Source organism: Ferrimonas pelagia, assembly GCF_039543565.1.
GTDB classification, from domain to species: domain Bacteria; phylum Pseudomonadota; class Gammaproteobacteria; order Enterobacterales; family Shewanellaceae; genus Ferrimonas; species Ferrimonas pelagia.
Genome location: NZ_BAABJZ010000006.1, coordinates 291,340 through 315,313 on the forward strand (window position 1 = coordinate 291,340; position 23,974 = coordinate 315,313).

Genomic DNA, 23,974 nt, shown 5'->3' on the forward strand with positions numbered 1-23,974 from the left:
GATCCCCCTTCGCAGCGCAGCTTGCGCTGTTCAATGTGGGCGCTCATGTGTCTGCTGACCGCCTGCGGTGGCAGTGACGACAAGGGGCCTGTCGAGCCGCCGCTTGCCGCTTACCCTGACTATACGGATGTTGTCCTGCTGGGGGGAGGCACCAGTGTGGTCGATGCCAGTCATTCTGGCCATGGCTTTTCCACCCCAGCGCCGAATTTGACCGAAGCGGAGCTCGCTGCGCACCTGGTGGGGGATCTGCATTTCGAAACCCGCTTTACCACGGCCCCGAATGAGGCACACCCCGAGTTGGACGGGTTAGGGCCGGTGTTCAACAATGCCGACTGCAACGCCTGTCATCAGCGCGATGGACGGCCCTCAACCATCAAAGGGGAGGCAACGCCTAGGAAGCTGGGCAGCGATGCCGGCCTGTTTGCTCGGATCAGCCTGGCCCGCTCGGAGGCCTGCACCGAGCCCACGGCGGCCAATGACTACTGCGCCCCGGTGCCGGTGCCGGGGTTTGGCACCCAGATGTTTCATCGAGGCGTGCTGAAGGCGCGGCCGGATTGGCAGCACAATAACTTCGTCGGTCAGGCCGATATTTGGCTGGCGTGGCAGACGCACACTTTTACCTATCCCGATGGCCGCGAAGTCGTTCTGTCCAAACCGGTATTCCATTTTAGCAATGCCTATGATGCGCCGGAGGATATTGCGGCCAGCGCCTTGGGTCAGGCGAATGTGCAGGCAGGGCTGCGCAATGGTATGCCGGTGTTTGGTTTGGGATTACTTGAGTTGATCCCGGAGGCGGACATTTTGGCGTTGGCCGACGAGATGGATGTGGATCAGGATGGGATCTCAGGGCGCCCCAACTGGGTCTATGACGCCGTCAAGGCGCGGGATGGGGATGCTCGGCCTGTGTCTCTGGGTCGCTTTGGCTGGAAAGCCAATACCCCCAGCGTGCGGGTGCAATCGTTGGGCGCGCTGCGTGGTGACATCGGGATCACCAATCCATTGTTTCCTCAGGAGAGTGTGGCGGGCACGCCATTGCATGAGGACTATTTGGCCCGGACCGGATATGTGGATACAGGGGAGGATCAGCAGGGGGCGCCAGAGGCGGATCAGAGCTTTAGCGATCTCGTGGTGTTTTATGCTGAGACCCTAGGGGTGCCCGCGCGGCGCAATGCCGAGGACAGCGATGTCCGTGAAGGCGCGCGCCTTTTTGCCCAGCTCGGCTGTCACCGTTGTCACTCCCCCAGCTTTACCACCGCGACTTCCGAGCAGCTTGGCGGCGTCGATGCGCCGGCCGCGCTGCTGTCGCAGGTGATCTACCCGTTCACCGATATGCTGCTGCACGACATGGGCGAGGGGCTGGCGGACGGTCGGGATGATTTTCTGGCCAATGGACGAGAGTGGAAGACCCGGCCGCTGTGGGGGATAGGCTTGACGCAGACGGTGAATCCATCAGCCTGCTTTTTGCACGATGGCCGTGCCTGTACCTTGGAAGAGGCGGTGCTGTGGCATGGCGGGGAAGCCCAAGCCAGTCGGGATACCTTTGCGGCGCTTGTGCTGCAAGAGCGGGCACAATTGCTGGCGTTTCTGCGTTCACTCTAGCGGCGTATAGTGAGGCTATACGCAACAAGCCCTGTCAGGGACAGGGCTTGTGAGCGAGCATCGTCGCGTGACAGCTGGCGAGCGCTTTAAGACTCGGGCGGCTTGTAACCTTCGATGTGGATCTCTTCGCCTTCGAACAGGAACTTCACCATGTTGTCCTGCAACATCTGACGGTCGTCGGCATTCATCATATTGAGCTTGTGCTCGTTGATCAGCATGGTCTGTTTTTTCTGCCAAAGGCCGAAGGCTTCTTTGGAGATGTTATCGAATACCCGCTTGCCCACTTCGCCGGGGATCAGTTGGAAATCCAGGCCTTCGGCTTCTTTGTTCAGGTATTGGCAAAAAACGGTACGTGCCATTGCTGCATCCTCTTAATTTGGTCTTGCGCAGTTATACCAGATGGGATGCCCTAGCCCAACCGCTACCGCGGCATTTCGCGGGTGGAGCTGCCGGTAAAGTGGCTGGCTTGTGCATTGCGATAGGCGACGGGAGTCCGACCGGTCCAGCTGCGAAAGGCGCGGATAAATGAGCTGGGCTCGGCAAAACCCAGTTGCTCGGCGATCCGGTCGATCGGTAGGCGAGAGCGGCTCAGCAGTTCGATGGCGCGGTCGCGCCGGGCACGCTCCTTCAGCTCCTGATAGGTCTTGCCACTCTGTTTGAGTTTGCGCCGAAAGGTTTGTTCGGACAGGCAGAAGTTCTTAGCGGCGACATCGATGCTGGGGCAGCTTTGGCCATTGGCGACCACAGCTCCAGCCAGGCGCGCGTCTGTTGATAGAGTGACGGGGTCTGTTTGAGAGGGTTAAACAGATCCGCCGGCGCGCGTTGGGTAAAGCGTTCGAGATCGGTCGGTTGGCGTCGGTTGGGGAGATTGAGGCCGTCTTTGTGAAATCGAAGGCAGTTGCTGGCTTGGTTAAAATGCTGCGGCACGTCGAAAAACATCTGCAGGTATTCTTGGTCTCGGCGTGAGGCTGGATAGTCGAGGTTGACGTCCAGTAGGGGGAGACGTGTTTGAGCCAACCAGGTTAGGAAGCGATGCACCACCATCAAATTTTGTTCGATGGCAATGGGGCTGTGGATGGCATAGCCGGGCCGCCGCACCAATTGATAGCAAACCGTTTCCCCTTCGTCGATAAGCTCTGCGATCAGGCTGTTGGTGAACAGGCGATTGAAGTCGACCGTCCGCTGCAACGACTCGCCCAGGGTTTCCGCCGTGATCACCGCCAACCCGAGCATGATCTGGATCCGGCCCTGCTGAAACGGCCCGCCAAGTTGGATGTCATCCCCCGAATGGTCGAGGCGGGACGAAAGGGGCGCCAGTATGATGGTGGCTTCTACGATTACTCGGCCGACGGAAACAGAACCGTGTGGCCGGGATTGGTTGAGTTGATCGATGCCCAGCCGGCGAGTTTGCCGGTGGTTGATGTGCTGGAGCGTTTGTTGTTTCGCAAAGCCATCGAATCGGTGAAGTGTTTGGATGAAGGTGTCTTGGAGCGGGTGATGGACGGCAACATCGGCTCGGTGCTGGGGATCGGTTTCCCGCAGCATCATGGCGGCGTTTTCCAATACATCAACAGCTATGGCTTAGTGGCCTTTGTCAGCCGTGCCGATGAGTTGGCCAAGCGCTATGGAGCGCGATTTGATGTGCCCGCCAGTTTGCGCGAACTGGCGCAACTCAACGCTCGCTATCGTTGAGCGCACGCTGCGCTGGATCGTTGTCCCCATGGCCGTATGGCTGTGGGGTGTTTATGTTTTGAGGATAGGTACGAGCACCGTTGAGGCCCGAGGGCCCAGGTTCGTCGTGCACAAGGGAGGTGTTTATGGGCCCGTTAACAGGCTATCGGATCATTGAAATGGTGGGGATCGGCCCCGGACCGTTTGCTGGCATGATGCTGGCGGATATGGGGGCGGAAGTTATCGCGGTTGAGCGCAAGGTAAAGGGAACCGCACCACAGATGCCGGTGGATATTAACCGCCGTGGTAAACGCTCCATTGTTTTGGATCTCAAATCGGAAGGCGGAAAGGAAGCGCTGCTTAAGCTGGTTGAAAGTTCGGATGCCTTGTTTGAAGGGTTTCGTCCCGGTGTGATGGAGAAGTTGGGCCTGGGCCCGGATACGTGTCTGGCCCGCAACGAAAAGTTGGTATTCGGCCGGATGACGGGATGGGGCCAGGACGGACCGTTGGCGAACACTGCCGGCCACGATATTAATTACATCGCGCTGTCCGGTGCTCTGTACTCAAATGGCCCGGGTGATCGGCCACCGATGCCGGCTCTGAATCTGGTGGGCGATTACGGTGGCGGTGGCATGATGCTGGCCTTTGGGTTGGTGTGTGGCTTGCTGGAGAGTAAGGGCAGTGGCCAGGGGCAGGTGATTGATGCGGCCATGACCGAGGGGTCCGCGGCCCTGATGTCGCTGATGTTTTCGTTGAAAGGTTCGGGGATCTGGCAAGAACAGCGTGGCATTAACCTGTTTGATGGCGGGTGTGGTTACTACGGAAGCTTTGCTTGTGCCGATGGGGAGTTTGTTGCTCTTGGTCCGATTGAAGCGCCGTTTTTTGCTCAGTTTGTTGAGTTAGTGGGGGGCGATCCCGAGTGGCTTCAATGGCACAGTAATCCGCGTAAGTGGCATCAGTTGCGCCAGGCCCTGACGGATCTGTTTGCGACCAAGCCACAAAGCCTGTGGTGTCAATTGCTGGATGGCTCAGACGCCTGCTTTAGTCCCATTCTGCCATTCTGGAAGGCGCACGAGCACCCCCATGCTAAAGCTCGCAAAAGCTTTGTGGAAATCGACGGGGTGATGCAGCCTGCGCCTACGCCCAAGTTCAGCCGTACAGCAGCGCCCACGCCAAAAGCGCCATCGGGGCGAGGGGAAGATGGCCCCGCGCTCCTCTCGGAGCTTGGGCTGAGCGCTGATGACATCTCCGAGCTATTGTCGTAAACCGGAAGAAAGCATCTATCCAAATGCCGGACGGCCCTGACTGTGGATGGTAATGTCGGTTCGAATTGGGCGGGCGGATGGCAATCCAAGCCCGTCGGTTGAAATAGCATGTCGGGCTCGGCCTCGAGAGAGGAATGTGAAGAGCTCGTCCCCAATATCGAAAGCACAGTGCCGCTGCACCGAAGCAGAGTTCAAGTTCCATTCGGTGGACTGGTAGGGATTGAAAGCTGTCGGGCTCTATCTGGAGCCGACGGGGCAATGGGGATCTTGGTCATCGGAATGGAGAGTGCGAGCGCTAGTCGATGTTCTGTCGGTCTATTTTTATAGGGCGTAAGTGGTTGTGGATGTCGCGCCGAGTCAACGAATTTGGGCTGTTGAAACTACAAGTGGAGGACTGCTGGTGCTGCTTAGGTTTCTCAACAGTGATGGGGTGAAGGAATACAGATGTATCAGTTAGATATCTTAAAGGGGCGGGTTGCGTATATTTCAGGAGGCACCAGTGGCATCAATCTGGGCATTGCCAAAGGCTTAAGTGCCTATGGTGCCAAAGTCGTAGTGATAGGCCGCAATAGCGAAAAGGCTCAGGCAGCGGCGGAAGAGATCCGTCAGCATGCAGGCGGAGAAGCTTTGGCTTTTTCTGCCGATGTGCGGGACTTTGGCGCAGTGATGGCGACGATTGAACAGACCCGCGAGCATTTTGGTCCTCCAGATATTGTGATTGCTGGAGCCGCGGGTAATTTTCCGGCTCCCGCATCCAACATCAGTGCCAACGGCTTTAAGACGGTGATGGATATCGATCTACAAGGCACTTTCAACGTGTTTCGTGCCGCCTATGAGCACTGCAATAAGCCCGGCTCCAGCTTTATCGCTATCACGGCCGAGCAAGCGGTGAAGGCGATGCCGTTTCAGTCGCATGTTGGCGCTGCCAAGGCGGGGATCAACATGCTGGTGAAGGACTTGGCGCTCGAGTGGGGCAGAGAGGGAATACGGGTTAATTGCATCTGCCCAGGGCCCATCAATGACACTGAAGGGATGCGCCGGTTGGCACCGACACCGGAAATTGAGCAGATGATGAAGGCGCGCATTTCACTGGGTGATTTGGGAGATAAAGAAGATATCGCCAATGCGGTTGTCTATCTGTGTTCTCCGCTGGGGCGTTACATTACCGGCACCGTGTTGGATGTTGATGGCGGCTGTCAGCTTGGCGACGCCAGCATGAACCGAGTACCGCAGATGAAAAAAGCTTGATGTCGGATCTTGAGTGACAAAGCCGATGCCGACCGCATCGGCTTTTTTGTAGCTGGAGCCTTTGGTCGCAGCACAGGGAATGCGTCCGCTGACAGGCTGGATAACAGGCAAGGTTGTGTTGCCGTGGGGACGCGCCTCGCGGACTAGGCTGATGAGCGTTTGTCAGGTTCTTGGATGGGCACTGCGCCTAGGCAGCCAGCAGCATCCGCTATAGGCTGGCTTAGCAGGAGCGACAGGCCCGGCAACAGATGGTGAAGCTGCTGACGCATGAAAGTCGCCCCGTCATTAACCTCATTGGAGGACGCGGGGCGGAGCGAAGAGCGAGGGCGATTGCGGGTCGTCTGATCTTTTGGGTCAGTCATGAGGCGGCATAGAGCTTCGCACCAGTGCTGATCAAAATCCTCGGAGGGAGATATATTGCTTGGCGGGTTGACGTGGTTGGTGGATCTGATTGACGGCGGCATCGGGCTCAGCGTAGCCCAGTGACAGCCCAGCGACGACCACTTCTTGGGGATCGAGTCCCAGTACCTCATTGATCGTATCTGGCCACATGCACCAACTGGCCTGGGGACAGGTGGCTAGGCCTTGCTCTTCGGCCAGCAGCATGATGGATTGCAAGAAAATGCCGCAGTCGAGGAGTTGTGAGCCTTCCATTTTTCGATCCATGGTGATGATGAGCCCTACCGGGGCACCAAAGAACTGGAAGTTTTTAAATATCTGCTGCAGGCGCGCCACTTTATCTTCCCGGGGGATCTGCAACGCCTGATACATCAACTCGGCGCAGGCGTTACGACGCTGAAGATAGATAGGGTCCATCTGGTCGGGATAGATGGGGATCCCACCGGCTTCGCCCCTTGGGTTGGTCATGGCGCGATCAGCCACAGTGTTGATCAGCGCATCCTTGGCTTCGCCTGTGAGCGCGTATACCTTCCACGGTTGAAGATTGCTGCCGGAGGCTGATTGGCCCGCATTGAGTAAGAGTTGAGCCACGGTCTGTTCCGGCACCGATTGTTGGCTGTAAACGCGGATAGAGCGGCGTTGGAGAATTGCTTTGGCGACGTGTGTCATAGTGGATCCCTTCCTTGTTTGAAAGCTCAGCCTTGAGCTTAATTCTGTGATGTCACGGTGGCGATGACGGTACCGCTTTGCGTACTAACAGCAACTAATATGGTGCCACATATTCTTAGCGGTTATTGACGGCAAGCTCATTCGACCATTGTCCGAACTCCATGTCGTCGTCTGTGCAGATGAGTTGCCCCCTAATGGATTGCCGGCGTTCATCGGATCAGCATGAAAATCAAAATTTGAACAATGGGTTGTATATTGAGATTGGCCTGTGTGCGTTGGAATGTCCGAGGGAGAAAAGCATAGGCTTGAGGCGGGTTGAGTGACTGCAAAGAAACAAGTGGCGTTTGTGTTTGGGCGGGAAGTGGTGGTTGCCTAAAGCACTGCTTATGTTAGAGCGCGATAGCGGGTCCGCTGACTTCTGTGAGCTTTCGTTTCGATGACGACCGCTGCGAGGCCGTTGTCTGGGAAGCAGAGCTGGAAGCTTTGATAGAGCAGCCGCACAACGACTGAAGGACTGATGCAGGGAAGCAAACTTGGCGCTTCCCTTAGCATGTGAACAGTGCAACGAGGCCTGCTGAGCCTTACCACGCAAAGTTGCGCACTGAAGCATTGGGCAGGAGACGGTAGGCTTGAAAAGCGCAAGCAACAGTGGCGATTAGATGGCACTTAAAACCCCGCTTTATCGCGTTAGCCCATAGCCGAGCAGGGGTACTGGGATGGAGTAGGATGGTCTGCCGTATCCGGCGAAAAGCCTGAAATTGCTAGCGTTAGAAACACCACAGCCCCGCCGTTCGGCGGGGCTGTGTGCGTTAAGGCGAGAGATCAGGACTCCGGCGGCTTGTAGCCTTCGATGTGGATCTCTTCACCTTCAAACAGGAACTTCACCATGTTGTCTTGCAACATCTGACGGTCGTCGGCATTCATCATGTTGAGCTTGTGCTCGTTGATCAGCATGGTTTGTTTCTTCTGCCAAAGGGTAAAGGCTTCTTTGGAGATGTTGTCGAATACCCGCTTGCCCACTTCGCCCGGGATCAATTGAAAATCCAGGCCATCGGCTTCTTTATTCAGGTATTGGCAAAAAACGGTGCGTGCCATTGCTGCATCCTATTAATTGGGTCTAGCGCAGTTATACCAGAAGGCGGGGATCAGCCCAACCGCTGGAGTTCAGATAGCAGCTTTTCTGTCGGCGCAGCCAGGCCGATGGTGTGCTCCGAGCTGAGGCAATACCAACGGCCCTGTTGTTCGGCTACCTGGTCCGGTTTAGTCATCAGCTCCACCAAGACCGGCTGAATGTCGAGATGGTAGTGGCTGAACGTGTGACGAAACGGCGCCAGCATCTGTGGCGCCTTGTCGGCTTTGAGCGGCAACAGGGCATTATCCAGTGCCCTCTTGTTATCCAACTGTGGCGGACACCAAAGTCCACCCCAAATGCCCACTCCAGGGCGTTTGTGCAGATAGACTTGACCATCATGCCGCAGCAGAAGCAGGAAGCAGGCTTTTATCGGCTTCTCTTTTTTGGGCTTCTTGCCGGGAAATTCGCTCTGCCGCCCCTGTGCATAGGCGATGCAATCATCGCTGACTGGACACTCACCGCATTTGGGTTTGCTACGGGTGCAGATAATCGCGCCCATATCCATCATTGCCTGATTGTAGGGCTGGACTTTGCTGGCGGGGGTATTGATCTCCGCCAGTTGCCATAACCGAGTTTCCACCGCCTTCTGACCGGGCCAGCCCTCGATGGCCCGGTGACGGGCCAGCACCCGTTTGACGTTGCCATCGAGGATGGCGTGGGGCTGATCCTGCGACAGACTGAGGATGGCCGCGGCGGTGGAGCGGCCGATCCCCGGCAAGTCGATGACCCGCTCGATATCGGTGGGGAACTCGCCACGATGTTTATCTCGAACCTGTCTGGCGGCCTTGAGCAGGTTACGGGCCCGGGCGTAATAGCCCAGTCCGGTCCATAGGTGCATCACCTCGTCATCTTCGGCATTGGCCAGATCCGTCAAGGTTGGGAAGCGCTGAGTAAAGCGTTCGAAGTAGGGAATGACGGTAGCGACTTGCGTCTGTTGTAGCATCACTTCGCTTAGCCACACCCGGTATGGGGTACGATTTAGCTGCCAGGGCAGGGTTTTGCGGCCAAATTTGTCGTACCAAGCTAGGATCTTATCTGCAAAGAGAGTCGGGTTCGCTTCCATCGGTGGGCAACCTAAAATACAATCACGCGTTTTTGTGGGCGCCAGTGTAGCGTTCACCGCAATGAGCTTGAAGAGCGAAGCGAGAATATCTGATGACTGATGAGCAAAAGCCGGTTGTCCCGGAAGAGGACTTGCGTCACCGCAAGATCCGCTCTTTTGTAAAGCGTGAAGGCCGGATGACCAAAGGTCAGGAGCGCGCAATGGAGCTGTTTTGGCCAACCATGGGCCTGGAGCATAAGAACGGCCCGGTTGATCTGGCCGAGGCGTTCGGGCGTGAAGCCCCTGTGGTACTGGAGATCGGTTTTGGCATGGGCAAGTCCTTTGTCGAGATGGCCAAAGCCGAGCCGGAGAAGAACTTCGTTGGTATCGAAGTGCACGGTCCGGGTGTTGGCGCCTGTCTGGCCTATGCTGAAGAACTGGGTGTGACCAATGTGCGTGTGTACGAGCATGACGCCATTGAAGTGCTGGCGGATTGCATCGCTGATGAGTCTCTGGATCGGGTACAGCTGTACTTCCCTGACCCTTGGCACAAGAAGCGTCACAATAAGCGTCGCATTGTGAAAGAGTCTTTTGTGGTTGAGATCCGCCGTAAATTGAAGATGGGTGGTCTGTTCCATATGGCAACGGATTGGGAACCTTACTCCGAGCATATGGTGCTTGAGATGAAGGAAGCCGAGGGCTTTGTTAACACCGCTACCGAAGGCGATTTCGTGCCGCGTCCGGACTTCCGTCCGCTGACCAAGTTCGAGGCTCGCGGCCAACGCCTAGGTCACGGCGTGTGGGACCTGATCTATAAACGCGAAAGCTGATTTTAGTAATACATTAGGAGTCCTGATGGCTATCAAGACCAACGCAAAGCGTAATACCCGTATCCACAAAAAACTGCGCACTGGCGCGTTTCAGGAGCTGGGGTTTGACCTGTTCTGGACCTTCAAACCTGAGGTGTCTGAGCCGCAGATCGATGCCATCGTTGATCAGTTCATCAATGAGGTGGTGGAGCCGGCCAAGTTGGGTTTCTCCGGCAGCGGTCACAAAGCCTGGGAAGGGCTGATCTGCACCCAGAACATCGGCAAGTGCAATGATGATCACCGTGCGGCGGTAGAGGCGTTCTTTGCCACGCAGCCCGTCACCGACGTTAAGGTGACAGAGCTGTACGATATTTGGTGGGGCTGATGCTTAGCCAACGTTTGCTGGAAGAGGTGATTGCTGATGCGGCGCCGCTTCTGGGGGGCGGAAAGGTCGCGGATTACATTCCCGAGCTTGCAAAGGTGCCCAGCCAAAAGCTGGGCATCGCTGTCTGTACCGCTGCCGCTGGAGTGGTGGGCGCCGGTGATTACGAGGAGCCTTTCTCGATCCAGAGTATCTCCAAGGTGTTTGCCTTGGTTCAGGCCATGGGCCTGTACGACGAGAAGGAGTTGTGGAGTCGGGTCGGCAAAGAGCCCTCAGGTAATCCGTTTAATTCCCTGGTGCAGCTCGAGTTTGAGAAGGGGATGCCGCGTAACCCGTTTATCAACGCTGGCGCTTTGGTGATCAGCGACATGCTGCAAAGTCGCTTGAGTGCACCACGACATACGCTACTTGAACTGGTGCGTGAGTTGGCGGGTAACCCCCATATTATTTCCGATAAGTTAGTGGCGGCGTCGGAGTATCAGCACAGTGCTCGCAATGCGGCCATTGCGTATTTGATGAAGTCATTTGGCAATTTTGACAATGACGTGGATGAGGTACTGAAAACCTATTTCAGCACCTGCGCCATCCGGATGAGCTGTGCCGATCTGGCCCGTGCTCTGTTCTTTCTGTGTAATAAAGGCGGCCGGTTGGATCAAAACAACATGCTGTCAGAAAAACAGAACCGACAGGTTAATGCCTTGCTGGCAACGTCGGGATTGTATGATGGCTCCGGTGAGTTCGCCTATCGGGTTGGCATGCCGGGTAAGAGCGGGGTCGGTGGCGGCATTATCGCGGTCGTGCCCGGTGAGATGAGCATCTGTGTCTGGTCGCCTGAGCTGGACGGCAGTGGCAACTCGGTGGCGGGGGTGGCGATGCTGGAGCAGTTAGCCAAACGACTTGGCCGCTCTATCTTTTAGTCATTCAGACCAAGGCTTGGTGAGATCCCCTAATCCACCAAGCCTTTTTTGTATCTATTGAATATAAAACAGGTGCTTATAGATCTGGCATGAAATTGGCTTTAATGACATCAGTTTGATCTCGACTTACAAGGATGCGCTTCATGTTACGTACGGTATTTGCTTCGATATTACTTCTGGCCTCGACGGTATCGGCCCAGGAGTGGGGTCTGAGTGTCGATCGCTGCGATCTGACCATTAATCATGGCATCGAGGTGGATCACGCTCGTTTGTTGATCAGCGATAACGACAAAACCCTGTATCGCTTCGAGGACGATCGGCTTTGGGTTGAGGGGGAGGAGGTGCGCCTTGACCGTGAGCAGCGATTGGCGCTGCAGTCGTATCAATTGCAGCTGCTCAATAATGCCGAGCAGTTGGTGGGCGTGGTTGATGAAGCCCTGGGCTTGGCTGGGACAGCCTTGGATGAGGTGTTCGGTGAGCTGGCGGGTCTGGGTATTGAAAACGAGAGCATGGGCCAGCTGATGAGCTCGGTGCAGCAGCACATTCAATCATCGATGGTGACCGAGCGTGGCGGCTATCGATTGAACTCGGATTCCATCGATAACGTTGGCGATAAGATCGATGATGCCGTATCCAAAGAGGTAGAGCAGGCGATCACCGCTTCGATGGGCAATATGCTGGTGATCATCGGCCAGGCGATGGCGGGCGGTGAGGGCAGCTTTGAGCAGAGGATGGAGTCCTTTGGCCAGTCGATGGAGCAGATGGGCCAACGCTTGGAAGCGAAGGTGGAAGCGCAGGCCAGTCAGATCGAAGCGAAAGCCGAGCGAATGTGCGATGAATGGAAAGCGCTTGGGGAGTTGGAAGCGGATGTGCAGCGGTTGATCCCTCAGCTCAATGCGTTCGATGTGATCGTTCATGGTGATCCAGATCTGGCTTGGTTGCGCTAAATTGATATAAATCGAGCAATAAGCGGATGTTTAGCGGCGATGTTGATCATCGCCGCTTTTCTTTTGCCTCGCGAACGGGTTCAATATCGCCCGGGTCAAAGGGGAAATGTAGATGCGTGAATTATTAGAACCAATTGTGATCTTTACTCATGTGGTAAGGGCGCAGGGCTTTTCGGCAGCCGCGCGAAAATTGGGGATCTCAAAGTCGAAGGTAAGCAGCCAGATCAGTCAGCTTGAGCAGCGTTTGGGGGTGCAGTTAGTTCAGCGTACCACCCGCAGTCTGAGTCTGACCGAGAGTGGTGAGCTGTTGTATAGCCACGGAGAGGGCTTATTGAAGGATCTGGATCAGGCGGTGGCCAGCGTGCAGAGCTTGCAGCGTGAGATCCGCGGCGTGTTGCGCGTGGGGATCACCCAGGCGTTTGGCTCGAAGCACCTGATGCCACTGATCCCTCAGTTTATGGCGGAGCATCCCGAGCTGGAGCTGGAGATCAGCTTCTTGGATCATAAGGTGGATGTGGTCGCAGAGGGGCTGGATCTGTTGCTCACCATGTCTGAGCAGTTGCCGTTGGGGATGGTCGCCCGGCCGGTAATGAACTGTCGCTTTGCGCTGGTAGCGTCGCCGGAGTATCTGGCTAAGCATGGCGTGCCTTACCATCCGGAGCAGCTTGCTGAGCATAACTGCTTGGTTTATAAGAGCGAGTGGTATGAGCACACTGTATGGGAGTTTGTCCGCGGTGAAGACAACTGTGAGATCCGAGTGCAAGGCAACTATCGGGTTGATGATGCGCCTGCGCTGAAAGAGGGTGCCAAGCAGGGGTTGGGGATCGTCTATCTGGCGACCTATCTGCTGGAAGAGGAGCTGCAAAGTGGTCAGTTGGTGCAGTTGCTGCCCGATTGGGAGCTGAATCATCAATTAGCACTGCAGGCGGTGTACCCGCGCAGACAGCATCTGGCTCCAAAGGTGCGCGCCTTTGTGGATTTTGTCCGTGACCATTTTGGTGGCAGTAAACGCTGGGACCTTGGCAGCATGATGGCAAACCGAAATCACCAGTGACAAGAATCATTGTTCTCTATAGAGGACAGTTAACGGCGTGTTAATGCTGTTGTTTTGCTAAATGCATGATAATAGTGGAATTGAGTGGTCGACTGAGTGTCCAGTTGTTACGGTTGGTTGTTGTAACTATGTAACCTTGACCAAAACGAGTGCTTGTCAGTAGAGCAGAAGTGGATAGAATGCAAATCGTCAAATGAAGGAAACGATTGAGCAGGATTGACCCCTCTGCCCAATCTAACCGGTCTGAATTGTTTGGCATGCAAGTCGTTGAGTTTCTCGATGCGCTTGTTTGGATTGTTAGGATCCAACATCTGGACTTTCAGCCCCGGCGATCACCGGGGTCTTTTTCAGAAAGAAACACGCTCCGTACCCGACGCGACATTAAGATCGCAGGAGTGAACACGCTCTACCCTAGGCAACACCAAAGATTGCAGGAGCATGACCACGACCCATACAGCACTAAGACTGGCGGCGTGGAAGCACTGGCGATGGGCCGCGGTGAAAAAAATGAATAAGCCCAATGAAAAATAAGAAAATTGGAGGACCTTGGGTCCTCCATTTTTTTTCGACGTGTGCTTGCTTAGGGGAGCATTAGAGCTGTATCCGCTCCGATCCCCATTGCGCCACCTGCTGCTCCAATATATCCAGGGGTAATGGGCCGTTGGCCAGGACGGCGTCGTGAAACCCTTTGAGCTCGAACTTCTCTCCCATTCGCTCCTGCGCAATCGAGCGTAATTCCAATAGCTTGAGCATCCCGATTTTATAAGCCGTCGCTTGGCCTGGCATGACGATATAGCGTTCAATGGCTTTTACTACGTCGCCTTGGGCGTTGGGGGTGTTGCTTGCCAGATAGTCGATGGCCTGTTGACGGGTCCAGCGCCGATCATGCAGTCCGGTGTCAACAACCAGGCGACAGGCCCGCCAAAGCTCCATCGCCAATCGGCCAAAGTCACTGTAGGGATCTTGATAAAAGCCGAGCTCTTTGGGCAGGTATTCAGAGTACAGGCCCCAGCCTTCGATATAGGCGGTATAGCGGCCGAAACGACGGAACTTGGGTAGGCTCTCCAATTCTTGGGCGATGGCGATCTGCATATGGTGACCTGGGATCCCTTCATGGAAGGCCAGCGCTTCCAATTGGTAGCTCGGCATTTGCGCCATATCGTATAGGTTGGCATAGTAGGTGCCGGGGCGACTGCCGTCAGGCGCGGGCTGTTGGTAAAACGCTTTTCCCGCCGAGCGCTCGCGGAACGCCTCAACCGGTTTCACCAAGAGATCGGCCTTGGGTTGCAGCCTAAACACTTCATCCAGTCGATCTTTCATGGCGCCGATGGTGGCGTTGGCCTGCTGAATGTAAGCCTGTTTGCCCGCCTCATCATTGGTGAAGTAGAACTGGGGATCGGTACGCATAAAGGCAAAGAAGTCTTGGAGCTCCCCGTCAAATTCCACCTGCCGCATGATGGCGCGCATCTCATTGTGGATCCGAGCCACCTCGTCCAGGCCCAATTGGTGGATCTGCTTGGCGCTGAGCTCCGTGGTGGTGGTGCGTTTGAGCTTCATCGCATAGTAAGCCTCGCCGTCAGGCAGCTTCCATACCCCATCGTGCTCGTCGGCGTGCTGCTGTGCGCTTTGAAGGTAGGCGATAAGCTTGCGATAGCCGCGTAAGAAAGGTTGCGAGAGGGCACTCTCAAGCTCGGCTAGCAGCCGCTGTTGCTCCTTGTCTTCAAGCTGAGCGGAGGCCAGTTTGGCTTTAAAATCCGCGAGCAGGGCGCTGTCTTGGCCGGACTCAAAGGGCGCGCCTTGGATGATGTTCTGGCTGTCGTTAATGGTGTGGGCAAACACAAACTTAGGCGGCATGATCCCGCGGCGCTCTTGTGCGCTCATCAGGGTGATCAGCTGGTCAAACCGACGTTCGACCGCACGAACCCGGCTGATGTAGGCCTCAGCATCGGTCACGTTGCTGATCTGGTGTTGATTGATGAGAAACGCTGGAGTGCCCGATTGCAGGCCAAACATCTGATTGACTGGGTAGGTGTGGTGACGCCAGCGATGATCGTCGATCGCCTCTTGCAGCTTCTTCTCCAAGAGCTGATAGCTCAGTCGGGTTTGCGGATCCAGCTTGTCGGGATCGATCTGACGGAGCAGCTGCAGGTGGCGTTGAGTACGCGCCAGCGCCTGTGCATCGGCTTGCTCGCCGATCTCGTTCCATTTGTCTTGATCCTGTTTGATCCCTAAATAGCTTTGGGATTCGGGTGATGCCATCACGTTTTCCATAAAGATGGTCTCAAACAGGGCATTGGCCTTGGCGGAGCTGGACTGTTGTTCTTGTGCTGGCTCTGCGGCCAGAGGAGCGGCTGCGGTCACGTTGGTCGTGAAGCCCAAGGCGAGGGACAGGGATAGAGCTAGGATTGAGCGGTAGGGTTTCACGGTGCACTCCTTGCAGTGAACGAATGATAAGGCTCGAATGGACGCCAGTTTGTCACAAGTACGCAACGAGGGCAGAAGCAAACTGTTAGCAGATCTTACTTCGGGTGGGAGGGCTGAAGCGGCGTGGTTTGGTATGGATGACGCGCCGCACTGACGGCCGTGCGAAGTGCACACGGCCGTCGGATCATCGCGCCAAGGGCGACTCCCCTATCGGCACGTTTGGCGCTGATAGCGCGGGGGCCCATCTTAGTCCGGCAGAAACTGGCCGAGCAGTTCGTTGAGGTAGCGATGACCCAAGTCCGTCAATTGCATCTGCTGGGGATCAACGCGGATCAGCTGACGTTGCAAGGCCCAGTCCAGCGGGCGCTTGACCTCTTGTGACGTTAACTGGGTGCGTTGCGATAGCTCCGCCAGTGGCATCGGCTCCATCAGGCGTAAGCGATTCATGTAGTACTCCAGCGCCTGGTCCTCTTTCTCCACTAGGTGTTGGCTGTCCATTGGGTTTCGGCCCGGCTCCAGATAGCCTTTCGGGTGGCGCACCTTAACCGTGCGCAGCAGGCTGTTATCGCGTTGGGTCACCTTACCGTGGGCGCCACACCCGATGCCTAGGTAGTCGCCAAAACGCCAGTAGTTGAGGTTGTGTTCACACTGGTAGCCGGGTTGAGCCCAGGCGGAGATCTCATACTGGCGATAGCCGGCGGCTTCGAGCATTGCTTTGCCCTGCTCGAAGATCGCCCACTGAGTGTCTTCGTCCGGCAGCTTGGGCGGCTTTGAGGCGAACTGGGTGTTGGGCTCGATGGTGAGCTGGTACCAGGACAGGTGCGGTGGCGCCAGTGCGATCGCTTGGGCCAGATCATACAGGGCGTCGTCCACGCTCTGGCCGGGCAGGGTGTGCATCAGATCCAGATTAAAGCGCTCAAATCCCGCCTTGCGTGCCTCGGTGGCGGCGCGGCGCGCCTCGTCTGCACCGTGGATCCGGCCTAATAGATTGAGCTTGTCCTGCTGAAAGCTCTGCACCCCAACCGAGAGGCGGTTGACCCCAGCTTCACGGTAGGGCTGGAATCGGTCCGCTTCCAGCGTGCCCGGGTTGGCTTCCATGGTGACTTCGCAGCCCGGTTGCAGCGGCAGGCGCGCGTGGACGCCGTCGAGCAGGGTTTTGATCCCATCTGGCGAGATCAAAGATGGGGTGCCACCGCCGATAAAGATGCTGCGCAGGGTTCGGCCAGCAGCCAACGGCAGATCCTGTTCCAGATCGGCCAGCAAGGCCGCGATGTACTCCGCCTCTGGGATCACGCCCTTGCGGGCGTGGGAGTTGAAGTCGCAATAGGGACATTTCTGCTCACACCAAGGGATGTGGATGTAGAGCGACAGCGGTGGCAACTGAGTCACTTAGAGGATCCCTTTGGCTTTCAGGCCATCCAGCAGCAAGGCCATCGCTTTGCCACGGTGGCTGGCGGCGTTCTTTTCGTCGCTGGTCAGCTCGGCGGCGCTGCGGCTGTCACCGGCAACTTGGAACACGGGATCATAGCCGTGGCCTTCGACGCCGCGAGGCTGTTCGGTAATGCTGCCTTCCCAGCTGGCCTGAGCGATGACCGGGGACGGATCGTCAGCGTGGCGCATGTAGACCAAGACACATTGAAAGCGAGCGCTGCGCTGGGTTTTGCCATCCATCTCCACCAGCAGTTTTTGCCAATTGGCTTCGGCGCTGGCGCCTTCGCCAGCATAGCGGGCGGAGTAGATCCCTGGGCGACCGTTGAGGGCATCCACTTCGATGCCGGAATCATCGGCTACCGCGGGCAGGCCGGTGATCTGCGCCGCATGACGGGCCTTGATGATGGCGTTTTCAATAAAGGTGGTGCCATCTTCACTGACATCGCCCACATTGAATTGGGACTGAGGCACAACCTCCAGCGGGTAGTCAGCCAGTAACTGGGCAAACTCTTTCACTTTTCCGGCGTTACCGGTGGCCAGAACAAGGCGTTGGGTGGCGGTCATGGACGGCTCCTTAGGTGGGGGAGCGTGCAGCCGCTCCCCTGAAATTCAGGGCGCCGATCTTACCTAAGCCTGCGGTCGATGAACAGGGATCTTACCCAGGCATCAATCGACGTAAAACTTCTGCTCGAATCTCAGTTTGGTGTTGAGATCGGAGCCGTTGCTCAGCTCTATGTTGAAGGTAAAGGTCTCTTCATTGCTGTGCGATAACTCAGCGATGTAGTAGATGGCGTCCCCTTCACGGATCTCTTTAAACTCCAGCGTTTTACTGCTACCGAGGAGATTTCTGGCGGTGCCGGAGATCGCCACTGGGACCGCGTGGGTCTCGTCGGTAGGCTGGCTGGTGTCGATCACCGAAACATTCACTAACCCGGTATAGCGGCTTCGGGTAATGCCGTAGTTCTTGGCGATCTGTGGGGTGAGGAAGGTGCTGCCAAACGAAACGTAATGGATGGCGTAATCGCCAACCTGAAGTTTTTGCTCGGCACTGGCGGGCGCCAGCAGGAACAGGCTGGCGATGAGTAGCGACATAAGGGCTCGAAACATGGGGTTCTCCTGTTTTTACCCTGCCAGGATGGGCGGTCGCGAATGTGGCTGCATTGGCGCCGCCCGGACGATCGGCCGGGTACGTTGCCCAGATCAGAAACTATAGACCCTGGATCGGCCGGTTATCATTCACCGGCCAGTATTTGCGCCACGGCGGACGGGATCTGTCTGGGCTGCTCTATCCGTAGTTGTTTGTGTCGGCCCAGCTCGCCTTTGACGATCTGGATCTGGCCTTTGGCCACTTTAAATTGCTTTGACAGGTACTTAACCAAATGGCTATTGGCCTTGCCATCCACCGGCGGGGCGGTGATGGCGACCTTCAACTCCTCCCCATGCAAGCCGACAATGGCGTCGCGGCTGGCTTTGGGTTGGATGTAAAGACGAAGCAGCAGGGCATCGCCCTGCTGCGTCACGGCTTGACTCACACCTGGGTCCAGAAGGGGATCAGATCGGCAAATAGGATATTGAGGAAGTTCATGCCGATCAGTACCACCAGCATGGAGAAATCCAGTCCACCCATGGGCGGCAGCACGCGGCGAATTGGGCTCAGCAGCGGTTCGGTCAGCTGATGCAGTACTGCTTCAACCGGGTTGTGCCCCTGAGAGACCCAGCTAAGGATGGCGCGGATCAGCAGCATCCAAAACAGCAGCAGGCCGGCTTCTTTGAGTACGGTGACCGCCGCCAATAGGGCGGTGAGGCCAGGGTTGATCTCGGCGCCGCGTAGCAAGAACAGGCTCACCCAGCTGAAGATGGCGACCAGATAGGCCAGCACCAGGCTGGAGGTATCCAGTCGACCCATAGGAGGGAGCACCCGGCGCATCGGCGCAAGGATAGGGTGGGTTGCTTTGACGATAAATTGGCTGAAGGGGTTGTAAAAATCCGCTCGGGCGAACTGTAACCACAGGCGCAGCAAGACCACCATCAGGTAGAGCTTAAAGACAGTGGTGATCAGAAAGGTAAGTGCGTTCATAGAGATCTCGAGTCCGTGTTAAAACTGTTTAGCCATTTCCTGCGCGCGCTTTACCGCGGCATTCATGGCGTCGTCTACGCTCGCGCGCAGATCTTGTTGTTCAAAGGTTTCAATCGCCTTGGCGGTCGTGCCTCCCTTGGAGGTGACCTGAGTACGAAGCTCGGCCAGCGACCACTGTGGGTTTTGCTTGGCCATGGCGGCGGCGCCGATCGCCGCTTGCTGGATCATAGCGCGCGCATCCTCAGTTGTGACCCCCATTTTTACCGCCGCTTGTTGCATCGCTTCCATAAACAGGAAGAAATAGGCTGGGCTGCTGCCGGCGCAGGCAATAACTTGGTCGATATCCGATTCTTGTGCCAGCCAGATGATCTCGCCGACGGCGGCCATCAGCTGACCGGCAAAGGCACGGTCTGCCTCCGCAACGCTGGCCTCTGCGTACAGTCCGGTCATGCCCAGCCCGAGCAGAGACGGGGTATTGGGCATGGTGCGAACCAGGCTGATCGCTTGCTTGAGGTAGCGCTGCAAGCTGTCGCAGGTGACGCCAGCGGCGATGGACAGCACCAGCTTGCCGGACAGATCCAGCGCACTGAGCGGCTCGCACACCTGAGCCATTAGCTGCGGCTTCACCCCGAGGACGATGACATCCGCCTGTTGGCAAGCGAGCAGGTTGTCGTTGGTGCTTTGGATGGCAAAGTCGGCGGCAAGCGCATCGAGCTTGGGTTGACTGGGGTTGGCGGCGATGATCCGATCTGCCGGATAGCCGTTGCTCACCAGGCCGCTAATGATGCTGCGGGCCATGTTGCCAGCACCGATAAAGGCGATGCGACGTTGGGAATTGTCAGCCACGTTGGTTGGTTTCCTTGTTGAGGGGAGGACGGCGACCAAAGATGGCGGTGCCGATCCGGACAATGGTGCTGCCTTGTGCGATCGCCGCTTCCAGATCGCCGCTCATTCCCATCGACAGGGTGTCCATCGTGGGGTGCAGCGCCTTGAGCTGGTGTAGCAGGCTCTGCATCTGGGCAAAAGCGGCGCGCTGCTGGGCGGGATCGTCGCTGGCCTGGGGAATGGCCATCAGCCCGCGCAGCGTCAGGTTTGGCAGCTTGGCGATCTGCGCAGCCACTTCGGTGAGCTGTTCAGGCAGTACGCCGGATTTGCTCGCCTCGCGGGAGATGTTGATCTGCAGACAGACGTTCAGTGCGGGGAGCTCTGCCGGGCGCTGCTCACTCAGTCGTTGGGCGATCTTCAGTCGGTCGACGCTGTGGACCCAATCGAAACGCTCGGCCACCGGCCGGGTCTTATTCGACTGAAGTGGGCCGATAAAGTGCCAGATCAGTGGCAGATCGCGAAGTTGCTCGATCTTCTCAACCGACTCCTGCAGATAGTTCTCGCCAAAGTGGTTCAGTCCCGCCGCGTGCGCCTGACGGATCATCTCCGCCGGCTTGGTTTTACTGACGGCCAGCAGCAGGATCTCGTCGGCCGACCGGTCCGCTTGGTGTGCGGCGTGGGCAATTCGGGCTTGGGCTTGTTTTACCCGCTCTGCTAAGGTGGTCATAGATTCACAAGGGATTTGTAGGTTGATATGGAAATTACGGAATTACTTGCCTTTAGTGTAAAGCACAACGCGTCTGATCTGCACCTGTCTGCCGGGGTTCCGCCATTAATTCGTGTCGATGGCGAGGTTCGTAAGATAAATCTGCCTTCGATGGACCATAAAGAGGTCCATGCGCTGATCTACGACATTATGAACGACAAGCAGCGTAAGGATTACGAAGAGCATCTGGAGATCGACTTCTCGTTTGAGGTGCCGGGCCTGGCCCGCTTTCGTGTGAACGCCTTTAATCAGAGTCGTGGCGCGGGCGCGGTATTTCGTACCATTCCCAGTAAGGTGTTGACGCTGGAGGAGCTCAATGCGCCGGATATCTTTCGGGATATCTCGGATTATCCTCGCGGCTTGATCCTGGTCACCGGGCCAACCGGCTCGGGTAAGAGTACGACGCTGGCGGCGATGGTGGATTACATCAATGCCAGTCGGCACGATCATATCCTCACCATCGAAGATCCCATCGAATTTGTCCATGAGCCCAAGAACAGCCTGATCAACCAGCGCGAGGTGCATAAGGATACCCACAGCTTTGCGGCGGCCTTGCGCAGCGCGCTGCGGGAAGATCCGGACGTGATCTTGGTGGGGGAGTTGCGGGATCTGGAAACCATACGACTGGCGCTAACCGCGGCGGAAACCGGTCACCTGGTGTTTGGTACCCTGCACACCACCTCGGCGGCGAAGACCATCGATCGGGTCGTGGATGTATTCCCAGCTGGCGAGAAGGACATGGTGCGAACCATGCTGTCGGAGTCGTTGCAGGCGGTGATCTCTCAGACGTTGGTGAAGAAGGTCGGCGGTGGCCGGGTGGCGGGCCATGAGATCATGATCGGCACGCCGGCGATCCGTAACCTGATCCGCGAGGACAAGGTGGCGCAGATGTATTCCGCGATCCAGACCGGCATGGCGCACGGCATGCAGACGTTGGATCAGTCGCTGGATAACTTGATGAATAAGGGCTTGGTGACGCGCCAGGATGCGCTGGCCAAGATGACCAAGAAGACCTTCTAAGGATAGAGCCATGAGTGAGACTCACGATATTCACGCCTTGTTGCGGCAGATGATCGAGCGCAAGGCCTCGGATCTGTTCATCACCGTCGGTTTTCCGCCCAGCGCTAAGATCGACGGTGAGCTGGTGAAGCTCAGCTTTGAGCCGTTGGAACGCGTCCAGGTCGATGCGCTGGTCGACAGCGTGATGAATGAGGATGTGCGCCAGCAGTTTGAAAGCCAGCGCGAGGCGAACTTTGGCTATTCCGGTGAAGAGGATCATGCCCGCTTTCGGGTCTCGGCGTTTTGGCAAAGAGACAATCCCGGCATGGTGCTGCGCCTGATCCAGGCACGGATCCCCTCGATGGAGGAGCTGTTTCTGCCTGAGGTGATGAAGGAGATCTGCATGGCCAAGCGGGGCTTGGTGATCATGGTCGGGGCGACCGGTACCGGTAAGTCCACCTCGCTGGCGGCGATGGTGGGTCACCGCAACCGCAATCAGCGCGGCCATATCTTGACCATCGAAGATCCGATCGAGTTTGTGCATGAACACGATCAAAGCATCGTCACCCAGCGTGAGGTGGGATTGGATACCAACTCCTTTGACACTGCGCTGAAAAGCTCCTTGCGCCAGGCGCCGGACGTGATCCTTATCGGCGAGATCCGCTCACAGGAAACCATGGAGTTTGCCCTCTCCTTCGCCGAAACCGGTCACCTGTGTATGGCCACCCTGCACGCCAATAACGCCAACCAGGCACTGGATCGGATCATGCACCTGGTGCCCAAAGAGAAACACGATCAGCTCAAATTTGACCTGTCGCTCAATCTTAAAGCGGTGATGGCACAGCAGTTGATCCCCCGTCGCGATGGCCATGGCCGCCGGGTGGCGATCGAGGTGCTGCTCAACACCCCGCGGGTGTCGGATATCATTGCTAATGGCGATCTGCATCTGCTGAAGGAGACCATGGCCAACAGCCGTGAGCAAGGCATGCAGACCTTCGATCAGGCGCTGTACGATCTGTACGATTCGGATCAGATCAGCTACGCCGATGCGTTACATCACGCCGACTCGCCCAATGATCTGCGCTTGATGATCAAGCTCAAGCAGTCGAGCAATACCGGATCGGGTTATCTGGATGGGATCACTGTCGACTTGGACTAAGCGGATACGACGCGCACGCTCTGGGCACCTCCGGGTGCCCTTTTTGTTGCCTGCGTTTTCTAGGGGCAATGCGCCGGCACGACGGCCAGTGCGACGTGGGTTGAGCACTCATGATAAACCGTCAGATTGAATCTAATTACACGGCATGTTGTTGCGAGGGATGGCGTTCGAGCAGAGGCCCGAACAGAGGATAGCGCTGCGGGTTATTTGTTCAGGGGCGTTTCACTTATTCTGTGATTGTGTGATGTGGCGCGGATAATTAATCAAACTTGGGTTCAATGAGGAATTTATTCGCTGCTTTGGGCTCCATCTAACGCATAGAATGATCATATCAATCACTGATTAATTTTCTGTCACGATGAGCCAAGCCTTTCCACAGCAAGAGCCTAACTCGGATCCGAGCAAAGTGGGGCGTCCCAGTCTGGATACGTCCCATGACGTGCGTGGCCAGCTGTTGATGGCGGCCCGCGAGCTGTTTTCGGTGCAGCCGTTTGCCCGGGTCTCGACCCGGATGCTGGCCGCTCAGGCGAAGACCAGCATCGGCATGATCCGTTACTACTTTGGCAGCAAGTCGGGCTTGTTTGAGGCGATGATAAGTGAGTTGTTTCAGCCGCTGTTTGCCGAGTTGGTGGCGTCGTTCAGTGATGGCGACGGCGACAACTTAGAGCAGGCGATCCTGACGTATTACCGTCATCTTCATCGGCATCCGATGCTGCCTCGTATGGTGCAGCAGGTGATGTCGATGCCGGACAGCGAACCGCAACGGCAGATCGCCGAGCGGGTGTTTGATGAGGTATTGGCGGTTAATCGGTTGGGGAATTGTTTGAGTCAGTCGGGCCTGTTGCGCGACGACATTGAGCCGCAGTTTGCCAAGATCAGCCTGATGAGCACCCTGGTGTTTCCGTTTCTCATTCCAAGCGGCATCAAAAAGTTAGTTGGGTTAGAGCTGGATATGCCGACGTTAACCCGTTTGGCTCGGCATCAGGCAAACCAACTGCGACAAGGCATTTTAATTGGAAAGAGCGTATGAATCGCCGCTGGCGTTGGCTCACCCTGATAGCTTGGTTGCTGTTGATCGGCTTGGGTTGGCCCTCACTCAAGCCCTACCGCGCGAGTGAACCATCCTTTGATTGTTTTTTCAGCACAAGCTGATCCAGAT

26 protein-coding genes are annotated in these 23,974 nt (G+C 56.7%); 12 read left to right on the forward strand and 14 right to left on the reverse strand.

All coding sequences use genetic code 11. The features are described 5' to 3' along the window. Positions 1-45 precede the first annotated feature (45 nt). Positions 46-1,599, forward strand: coding sequence for a di-heme oxidoredictase family protein (locus ABEA08_RS03170; protein ID WP_345333229.1), 1,554 nt, complete (start codon positions 46-48; stop codon positions 1,597-1,599). A gap of 86 nt (positions 1,600-1,685) precedes the next feature. Here ABEA08_RS03170 and ABEA08_RS03175 read toward each other — a convergent pair whose 3' ends face one another. The 3 genes from ABEA08_RS03175 to ABEA08_RS21990 form a co-directional block, all read right to left on the reverse strand. Continuing rightward, positions 1,686-1,958: an oxidative damage protection protein gene (locus tag ABEA08_RS03175; RefSeq protein ID WP_345333231.1), complete on the reverse strand. Its 273-nt coding sequence runs from the start codon at positions 1,956-1,958 to the stop codon at positions 1,686-1,688. Between the two features lie 62 nt (positions 1,959-2,020). Further along, the gene (locus tag ABEA08_RS03180; protein ID WP_345333233.1) at positions 2,021-2,344 is read right to left on the reverse strand and encodes a helix-turn-helix domain-containing protein; all 324 of its coding nucleotides are present in this window, start codon (positions 2,342-2,344) and stop codon (positions 2,021-2,023) included. Then, positions 2,227-3,147, reverse strand: a complete 921-nt coding sequence (locus ABEA08_RS21990; RefSeq protein ID WP_425557317.1) for an AraC family transcriptional regulator ligand-binding domain-containing protein — start codon at positions 3,145-3,147, stop codon at positions 2,227-2,229. Before ABEA08_RS21990 ends, ABEA08_RS03180 begins: the two co-directional genes overlap by 118 nt. Here ABEA08_RS21990 and ABEA08_RS21995 point away from each other — a divergent pair. From ABEA08_RS21995 to ABEA08_RS03195, 3 genes are all read left to right on the forward strand, one after another. Continuing rightward, on the forward strand, positions 3,097-3,291 hold the full coding sequence (locus tag ABEA08_RS21995; RefSeq protein WP_425557318.1) for a hypothetical protein: 195 nt from the start codon (positions 3,097-3,099) through the stop codon (positions 3,289-3,291). The genes ABEA08_RS21990 and ABEA08_RS21995 overlap by 51 nt on opposite strands. A gap of 125 nt (positions 3,292-3,416) precedes the next feature. Beyond that, complete coding sequence (locus ABEA08_RS03190; protein ID WP_345333237.1) at positions 3,417-4,535, forward strand: CaiB/BaiF CoA transferase family protein; 1,119 nt, start codon at positions 3,417-3,419, stop codon at positions 4,533-4,535. 444 nt (positions 4,536-4,979) lie between these two features. Next, positions 4,980-5,783, forward strand: coding sequence for an SDR family oxidoreductase (locus ABEA08_RS03195; protein WP_345333239.1), 804 nt, complete (start codon positions 4,980-4,982; stop codon positions 5,781-5,783). A 393-nt stretch (positions 5,784-6,176) separates the two neighbouring features. Here ABEA08_RS03195 and ABEA08_RS03200 read toward each other — a convergent pair whose 3' ends face one another. The 3 genes from ABEA08_RS03200 to mutY form a co-directional block, all read right to left on the reverse strand. Then, positions 6,177-6,851: a nitroreductase gene (locus ABEA08_RS03200; RefSeq protein WP_345333241.1), complete on the reverse strand. Its 675-nt coding sequence runs from the start codon at positions 6,849-6,851 to the stop codon at positions 6,177-6,179. 822 nt (positions 6,852-7,673) lie between these two features. Further along, entirely contained in the window at positions 7,674-7,946 is a 273-nt protein-coding gene (locus tag ABEA08_RS03205; protein WP_345333243.1) for an oxidative damage protection protein, read from the reverse strand. A 50-nt stretch (positions 7,947-7,996) separates the two neighbouring features. Further along, the gene (mutY, locus tag ABEA08_RS03210) at positions 7,997-9,046 is read right to left on the reverse strand and encodes an A/G-specific adenine glycosylase (RefSeq protein WP_345333245.1); all 1,050 of its coding nucleotides are present in this window, start codon (positions 9,044-9,046) and stop codon (positions 7,997-7,999) included. Between the two features lie 92 nt (positions 9,047-9,138). Here mutY and trmB point away from each other — a divergent pair, with 92 nt between their 5' ends. The 5 genes from trmB to ABEA08_RS03235 all read left to right on the forward strand — a co-directional run bounded on the left by trmB (position 9,139) and on the right by ABEA08_RS03235 (position 13,134). Next, complete coding sequence (gene trmB / locus ABEA08_RS03215) at positions 9,139-9,855, forward strand: tRNA (guanosine(46)-N7)-methyltransferase TrmB (RefSeq protein ID WP_345333247.1); 717 nt, start codon at positions 9,139-9,141, stop codon at positions 9,853-9,855. A gap of 25 nt (positions 9,856-9,880) precedes the next feature. Further along, positions 9,881-10,219, forward strand: coding sequence for a YggL family protein (locus ABEA08_RS03220; RefSeq protein ID WP_345333249.1), 339 nt, complete (start codon positions 9,881-9,883; stop codon positions 10,217-10,219). Further along, positions 10,219-11,133 carry a glutaminase B gene (glsB, locus tag ABEA08_RS03225; RefSeq protein ID WP_345333251.1) on the forward strand — a complete coding sequence of 305 codons (915 nt, stop codon included), beginning with the start codon at positions 10,219-10,221 and terminating at the stop codon, positions 11,131-11,133. The genes ABEA08_RS03220 and glsB overlap by 1 nt, the downstream gene beginning before the upstream one ends. 143 nt (positions 11,134-11,276) lie before the next feature. Continuing rightward, entirely contained in the window at positions 11,277-12,080 is an 804-nt protein-coding gene (locus ABEA08_RS03230; RefSeq protein WP_345333253.1) for a DUF2884 family protein, read from the forward strand. A gap of 112 nt (positions 12,081-12,192) precedes the next feature. Further along, the gene (locus tag ABEA08_RS03235) at positions 12,193-13,134 is read left to right on the forward strand and encodes a LysR family transcriptional regulator (protein WP_345333255.1); all 942 of its coding nucleotides are present in this window, start codon (positions 12,193-12,195) and stop codon (positions 13,132-13,134) included. A gap of 591 nt (positions 13,135-13,725) precedes the next feature. Here the strand turns inward: ABEA08_RS03235 and ABEA08_RS03240 are convergent. The 8 genes from ABEA08_RS03240 to ABEA08_RS03275 all read right to left on the reverse strand — a co-directional run bounded on the left by ABEA08_RS03240 (position 13,726) and on the right by ABEA08_RS03275 (position 20,618). After that, entirely contained in the window at positions 13,726-15,558 is a 1,833-nt protein-coding gene (locus ABEA08_RS03240; RefSeq protein WP_345333257.1) for a DUF885 domain-containing protein, read from the reverse strand. Between the two features lie 246 nt (positions 15,559-15,804). After that, positions 15,805-16,947: a radical SAM family heme chaperone HemW gene (gene hemW, locus ABEA08_RS03245; RefSeq protein ID WP_345333259.1), complete on the reverse strand. Its 1,143-nt coding sequence runs from the start codon at positions 16,945-16,947 to the stop codon at positions 15,805-15,807. Beyond that, a complete protein-coding gene (rdgB, locus tag ABEA08_RS03250; protein ID WP_345333261.1) occupies positions 16,948-17,553 on the reverse strand; it encodes an RdgB/HAM1 family non-canonical purine NTP pyrophosphatase in 606 nt (201 codons plus the stop codon). It lies immediately after the preceding gene. Between the two features lie 102 nt (positions 17,554-17,655). Beyond that, positions 17,656-18,096, reverse strand: a complete 441-nt coding sequence (locus ABEA08_RS03255) for a DUF4426 domain-containing protein (RefSeq protein WP_345333263.1) — start codon at positions 18,094-18,096, stop codon at positions 17,656-17,658. 125 nt (positions 18,097-18,221) lie between these two features. Further along, entirely contained in the window at positions 18,222-18,521 is a 300-nt protein-coding gene (yggU, locus tag ABEA08_RS03260; RefSeq protein WP_345333265.1) for a DUF167 family protein YggU, read from the reverse strand. Continuing rightward, positions 18,518-19,066, reverse strand: coding sequence for a YggT family protein (locus ABEA08_RS03265; protein WP_345333267.1), 549 nt, complete (start codon positions 19,064-19,066; stop codon positions 18,518-18,520). The genes yggU and ABEA08_RS03265 overlap by 4 nt, the downstream gene beginning before the upstream one ends. 18 nt (positions 19,067-19,084) lie before the next feature. Then, on the reverse strand, positions 19,085-19,912 hold the full coding sequence (gene proC, locus ABEA08_RS03270; protein ID WP_345333269.1) for a pyrroline-5-carboxylate reductase: 828 nt from the start codon (positions 19,910-19,912) through the stop codon (positions 19,085-19,087). Next, the gene (locus tag ABEA08_RS03275) at positions 19,905-20,618 is read right to left on the reverse strand and encodes a YggS family pyridoxal phosphate-dependent enzyme (RefSeq protein ID WP_345333271.1); all 714 of its coding nucleotides are present in this window, start codon (positions 20,616-20,618) and stop codon (positions 19,905-19,907) included. The genes proC and ABEA08_RS03275 overlap by 8 nt, the downstream gene beginning before the upstream one ends. A 27-nt stretch (positions 20,619-20,645) precedes the next feature. Between ABEA08_RS03275 and ABEA08_RS03280 the strand changes: the two genes are divergently transcribed. The 3 genes from ABEA08_RS03280 (at position 20,646) to ABEA08_RS03290 (ending at position 23,845) form a co-directional block, all read left to right on the forward strand. Continuing rightward, entirely contained in the window at positions 20,646-21,677 is a 1,032-nt protein-coding gene (locus ABEA08_RS03280) for a type IV pilus twitching motility protein PilT (protein WP_345333273.1), read from the forward strand. A gap of 10 nt (positions 21,678-21,687) precedes the next feature. Then, positions 21,688-22,815 carry a PilT/PilU family type 4a pilus ATPase gene (locus tag ABEA08_RS03285; RefSeq protein ID WP_345333275.1) on the forward strand — a complete coding sequence of 376 codons (1,128 nt, stop codon included), beginning with the start codon at positions 21,688-21,690 and terminating at the stop codon, positions 22,813-22,815. Between the two features lie 358 nt (positions 22,816-23,173). Continuing rightward, entirely contained in the window at positions 23,174-23,845 is a 672-nt protein-coding gene (locus tag ABEA08_RS03290) for a TetR/AcrR family transcriptional regulator (protein WP_345333277.1), read from the forward strand. Positions 23,846-23,974 lie beyond the last annotated feature (129 nt).

Coding starts and splice junctions, on each gene's coding strand:
- ABEA08_RS03170 (WP_345333229.1), top strand. CDS start 46: ATGTGTCTGCTGACCGCCTGCGGTGGCAGTGACGACAAGGGGCCTGTC.
- ABEA08_RS03175 (WP_345333231.1), bottom strand. CDS start 1,958: ATGGCACGTACCGTTTTTTGCCAATACCTGAACAAAGAAGCCGAAGGC.
- ABEA08_RS21995 (WP_425557318.1), top strand. CDS start 3,097: ATGGACGGCAACATCGGCTCGGTGCTGGGGATCGGTTTCCCGCAGCAT.
- ABEA08_RS21990 (WP_425557317.1), bottom strand. CDS start 3,147: ATGATGCTGCGGGAAACCGATCCCCAGCACCGAGCCGATGTTGCCGTC.
- ABEA08_RS03190 (WP_345333237.1), top strand. CDS start 3,417: ATGGGCCCGTTAACAGGCTATCGGATCATTGAAATGGTGGGGATCGGC.
- ABEA08_RS03195 (WP_345333239.1), top strand. CDS start 4,980: ATGTATCAGTTAGATATCTTAAAGGGGCGGGTTGCGTATATTTCAGGA.
- ABEA08_RS03200 (WP_345333241.1), bottom strand. CDS start 6,851: ATGACACACGTCGCCAAAGCAATTCTCCAACGCCGCTCTATCCGCGTT.
- ABEA08_RS03205 (WP_345333243.1), bottom strand. CDS start 7,946: ATGGCACGCACCGTTTTTTGCCAATACCTGAATAAAGAAGCCGATGGC.
- mutY (WP_345333245.1), bottom strand. CDS start 9,046: ATGGAAGCGAACCCGACTCTCTTTGCAGATAAGATCCTAGCTTGGTAC.
- trmB (WP_345333247.1), top strand. CDS start 9,139: ATGACTGATGAGCAAAAGCCGGTTGTCCCGGAAGAGGACTTGCGTCAC.
- ABEA08_RS03220 (WP_345333249.1), top strand. CDS start 9,881: ATGGCTATCAAGACCAACGCAAAGCGTAATACCCGTATCCACAAAAAA.
- glsB (WP_345333251.1), top strand. CDS start 10,219: ATGCTTAGCCAACGTTTGCTGGAAGAGGTGATTGCTGATGCGGCGCCG.
- ABEA08_RS03230 (WP_345333253.1), top strand. CDS start 11,277: ATGTTACGTACGGTATTTGCTTCGATATTACTTCTGGCCTCGACGGTA.
- ABEA08_RS03235 (WP_345333255.1), top strand. CDS start 12,193: ATGCGTGAATTATTAGAACCAATTGTGATCTTTACTCATGTGGTAAGG.
- rdgB (WP_345333261.1), bottom strand. CDS start 17,553: ATGACCGCCACCCAACGCCTTGTTCTGGCCACCGGTAACGCCGGAAAA.
- ABEA08_RS03255 (WP_345333263.1), bottom strand. CDS start 18,096: ATGTTTCGAGCCCTTATGTCGCTACTCATCGCCAGCCTGTTCCTGCTG.
- ABEA08_RS03265 (WP_345333267.1), bottom strand. CDS start 19,066: ATGAACGCACTTACCTTTCTGATCACCACTGTCTTTAAGCTCTACCTG.
- ABEA08_RS03275 (WP_345333271.1), bottom strand. CDS start 20,618: ATGACCACCTTAGCAGAGCGGGTAAAACAAGCCCAAGCCCGAATTGCC.
- ABEA08_RS03280 (WP_345333273.1), top strand. CDS start 20,646: ATGGAAATTACGGAATTACTTGCCTTTAGTGTAAAGCACAACGCGTCT.
- ABEA08_RS03285 (WP_345333275.1), top strand. CDS start 21,688: ATGAGTGAGACTCACGATATTCACGCCTTGTTGCGGCAGATGATCGAG.
- ABEA08_RS03290 (WP_345333277.1), top strand. CDS start 23,174: ATGAGCCAAGCCTTTCCACAGCAAGAGCCTAACTCGGATCCGAGCAAA.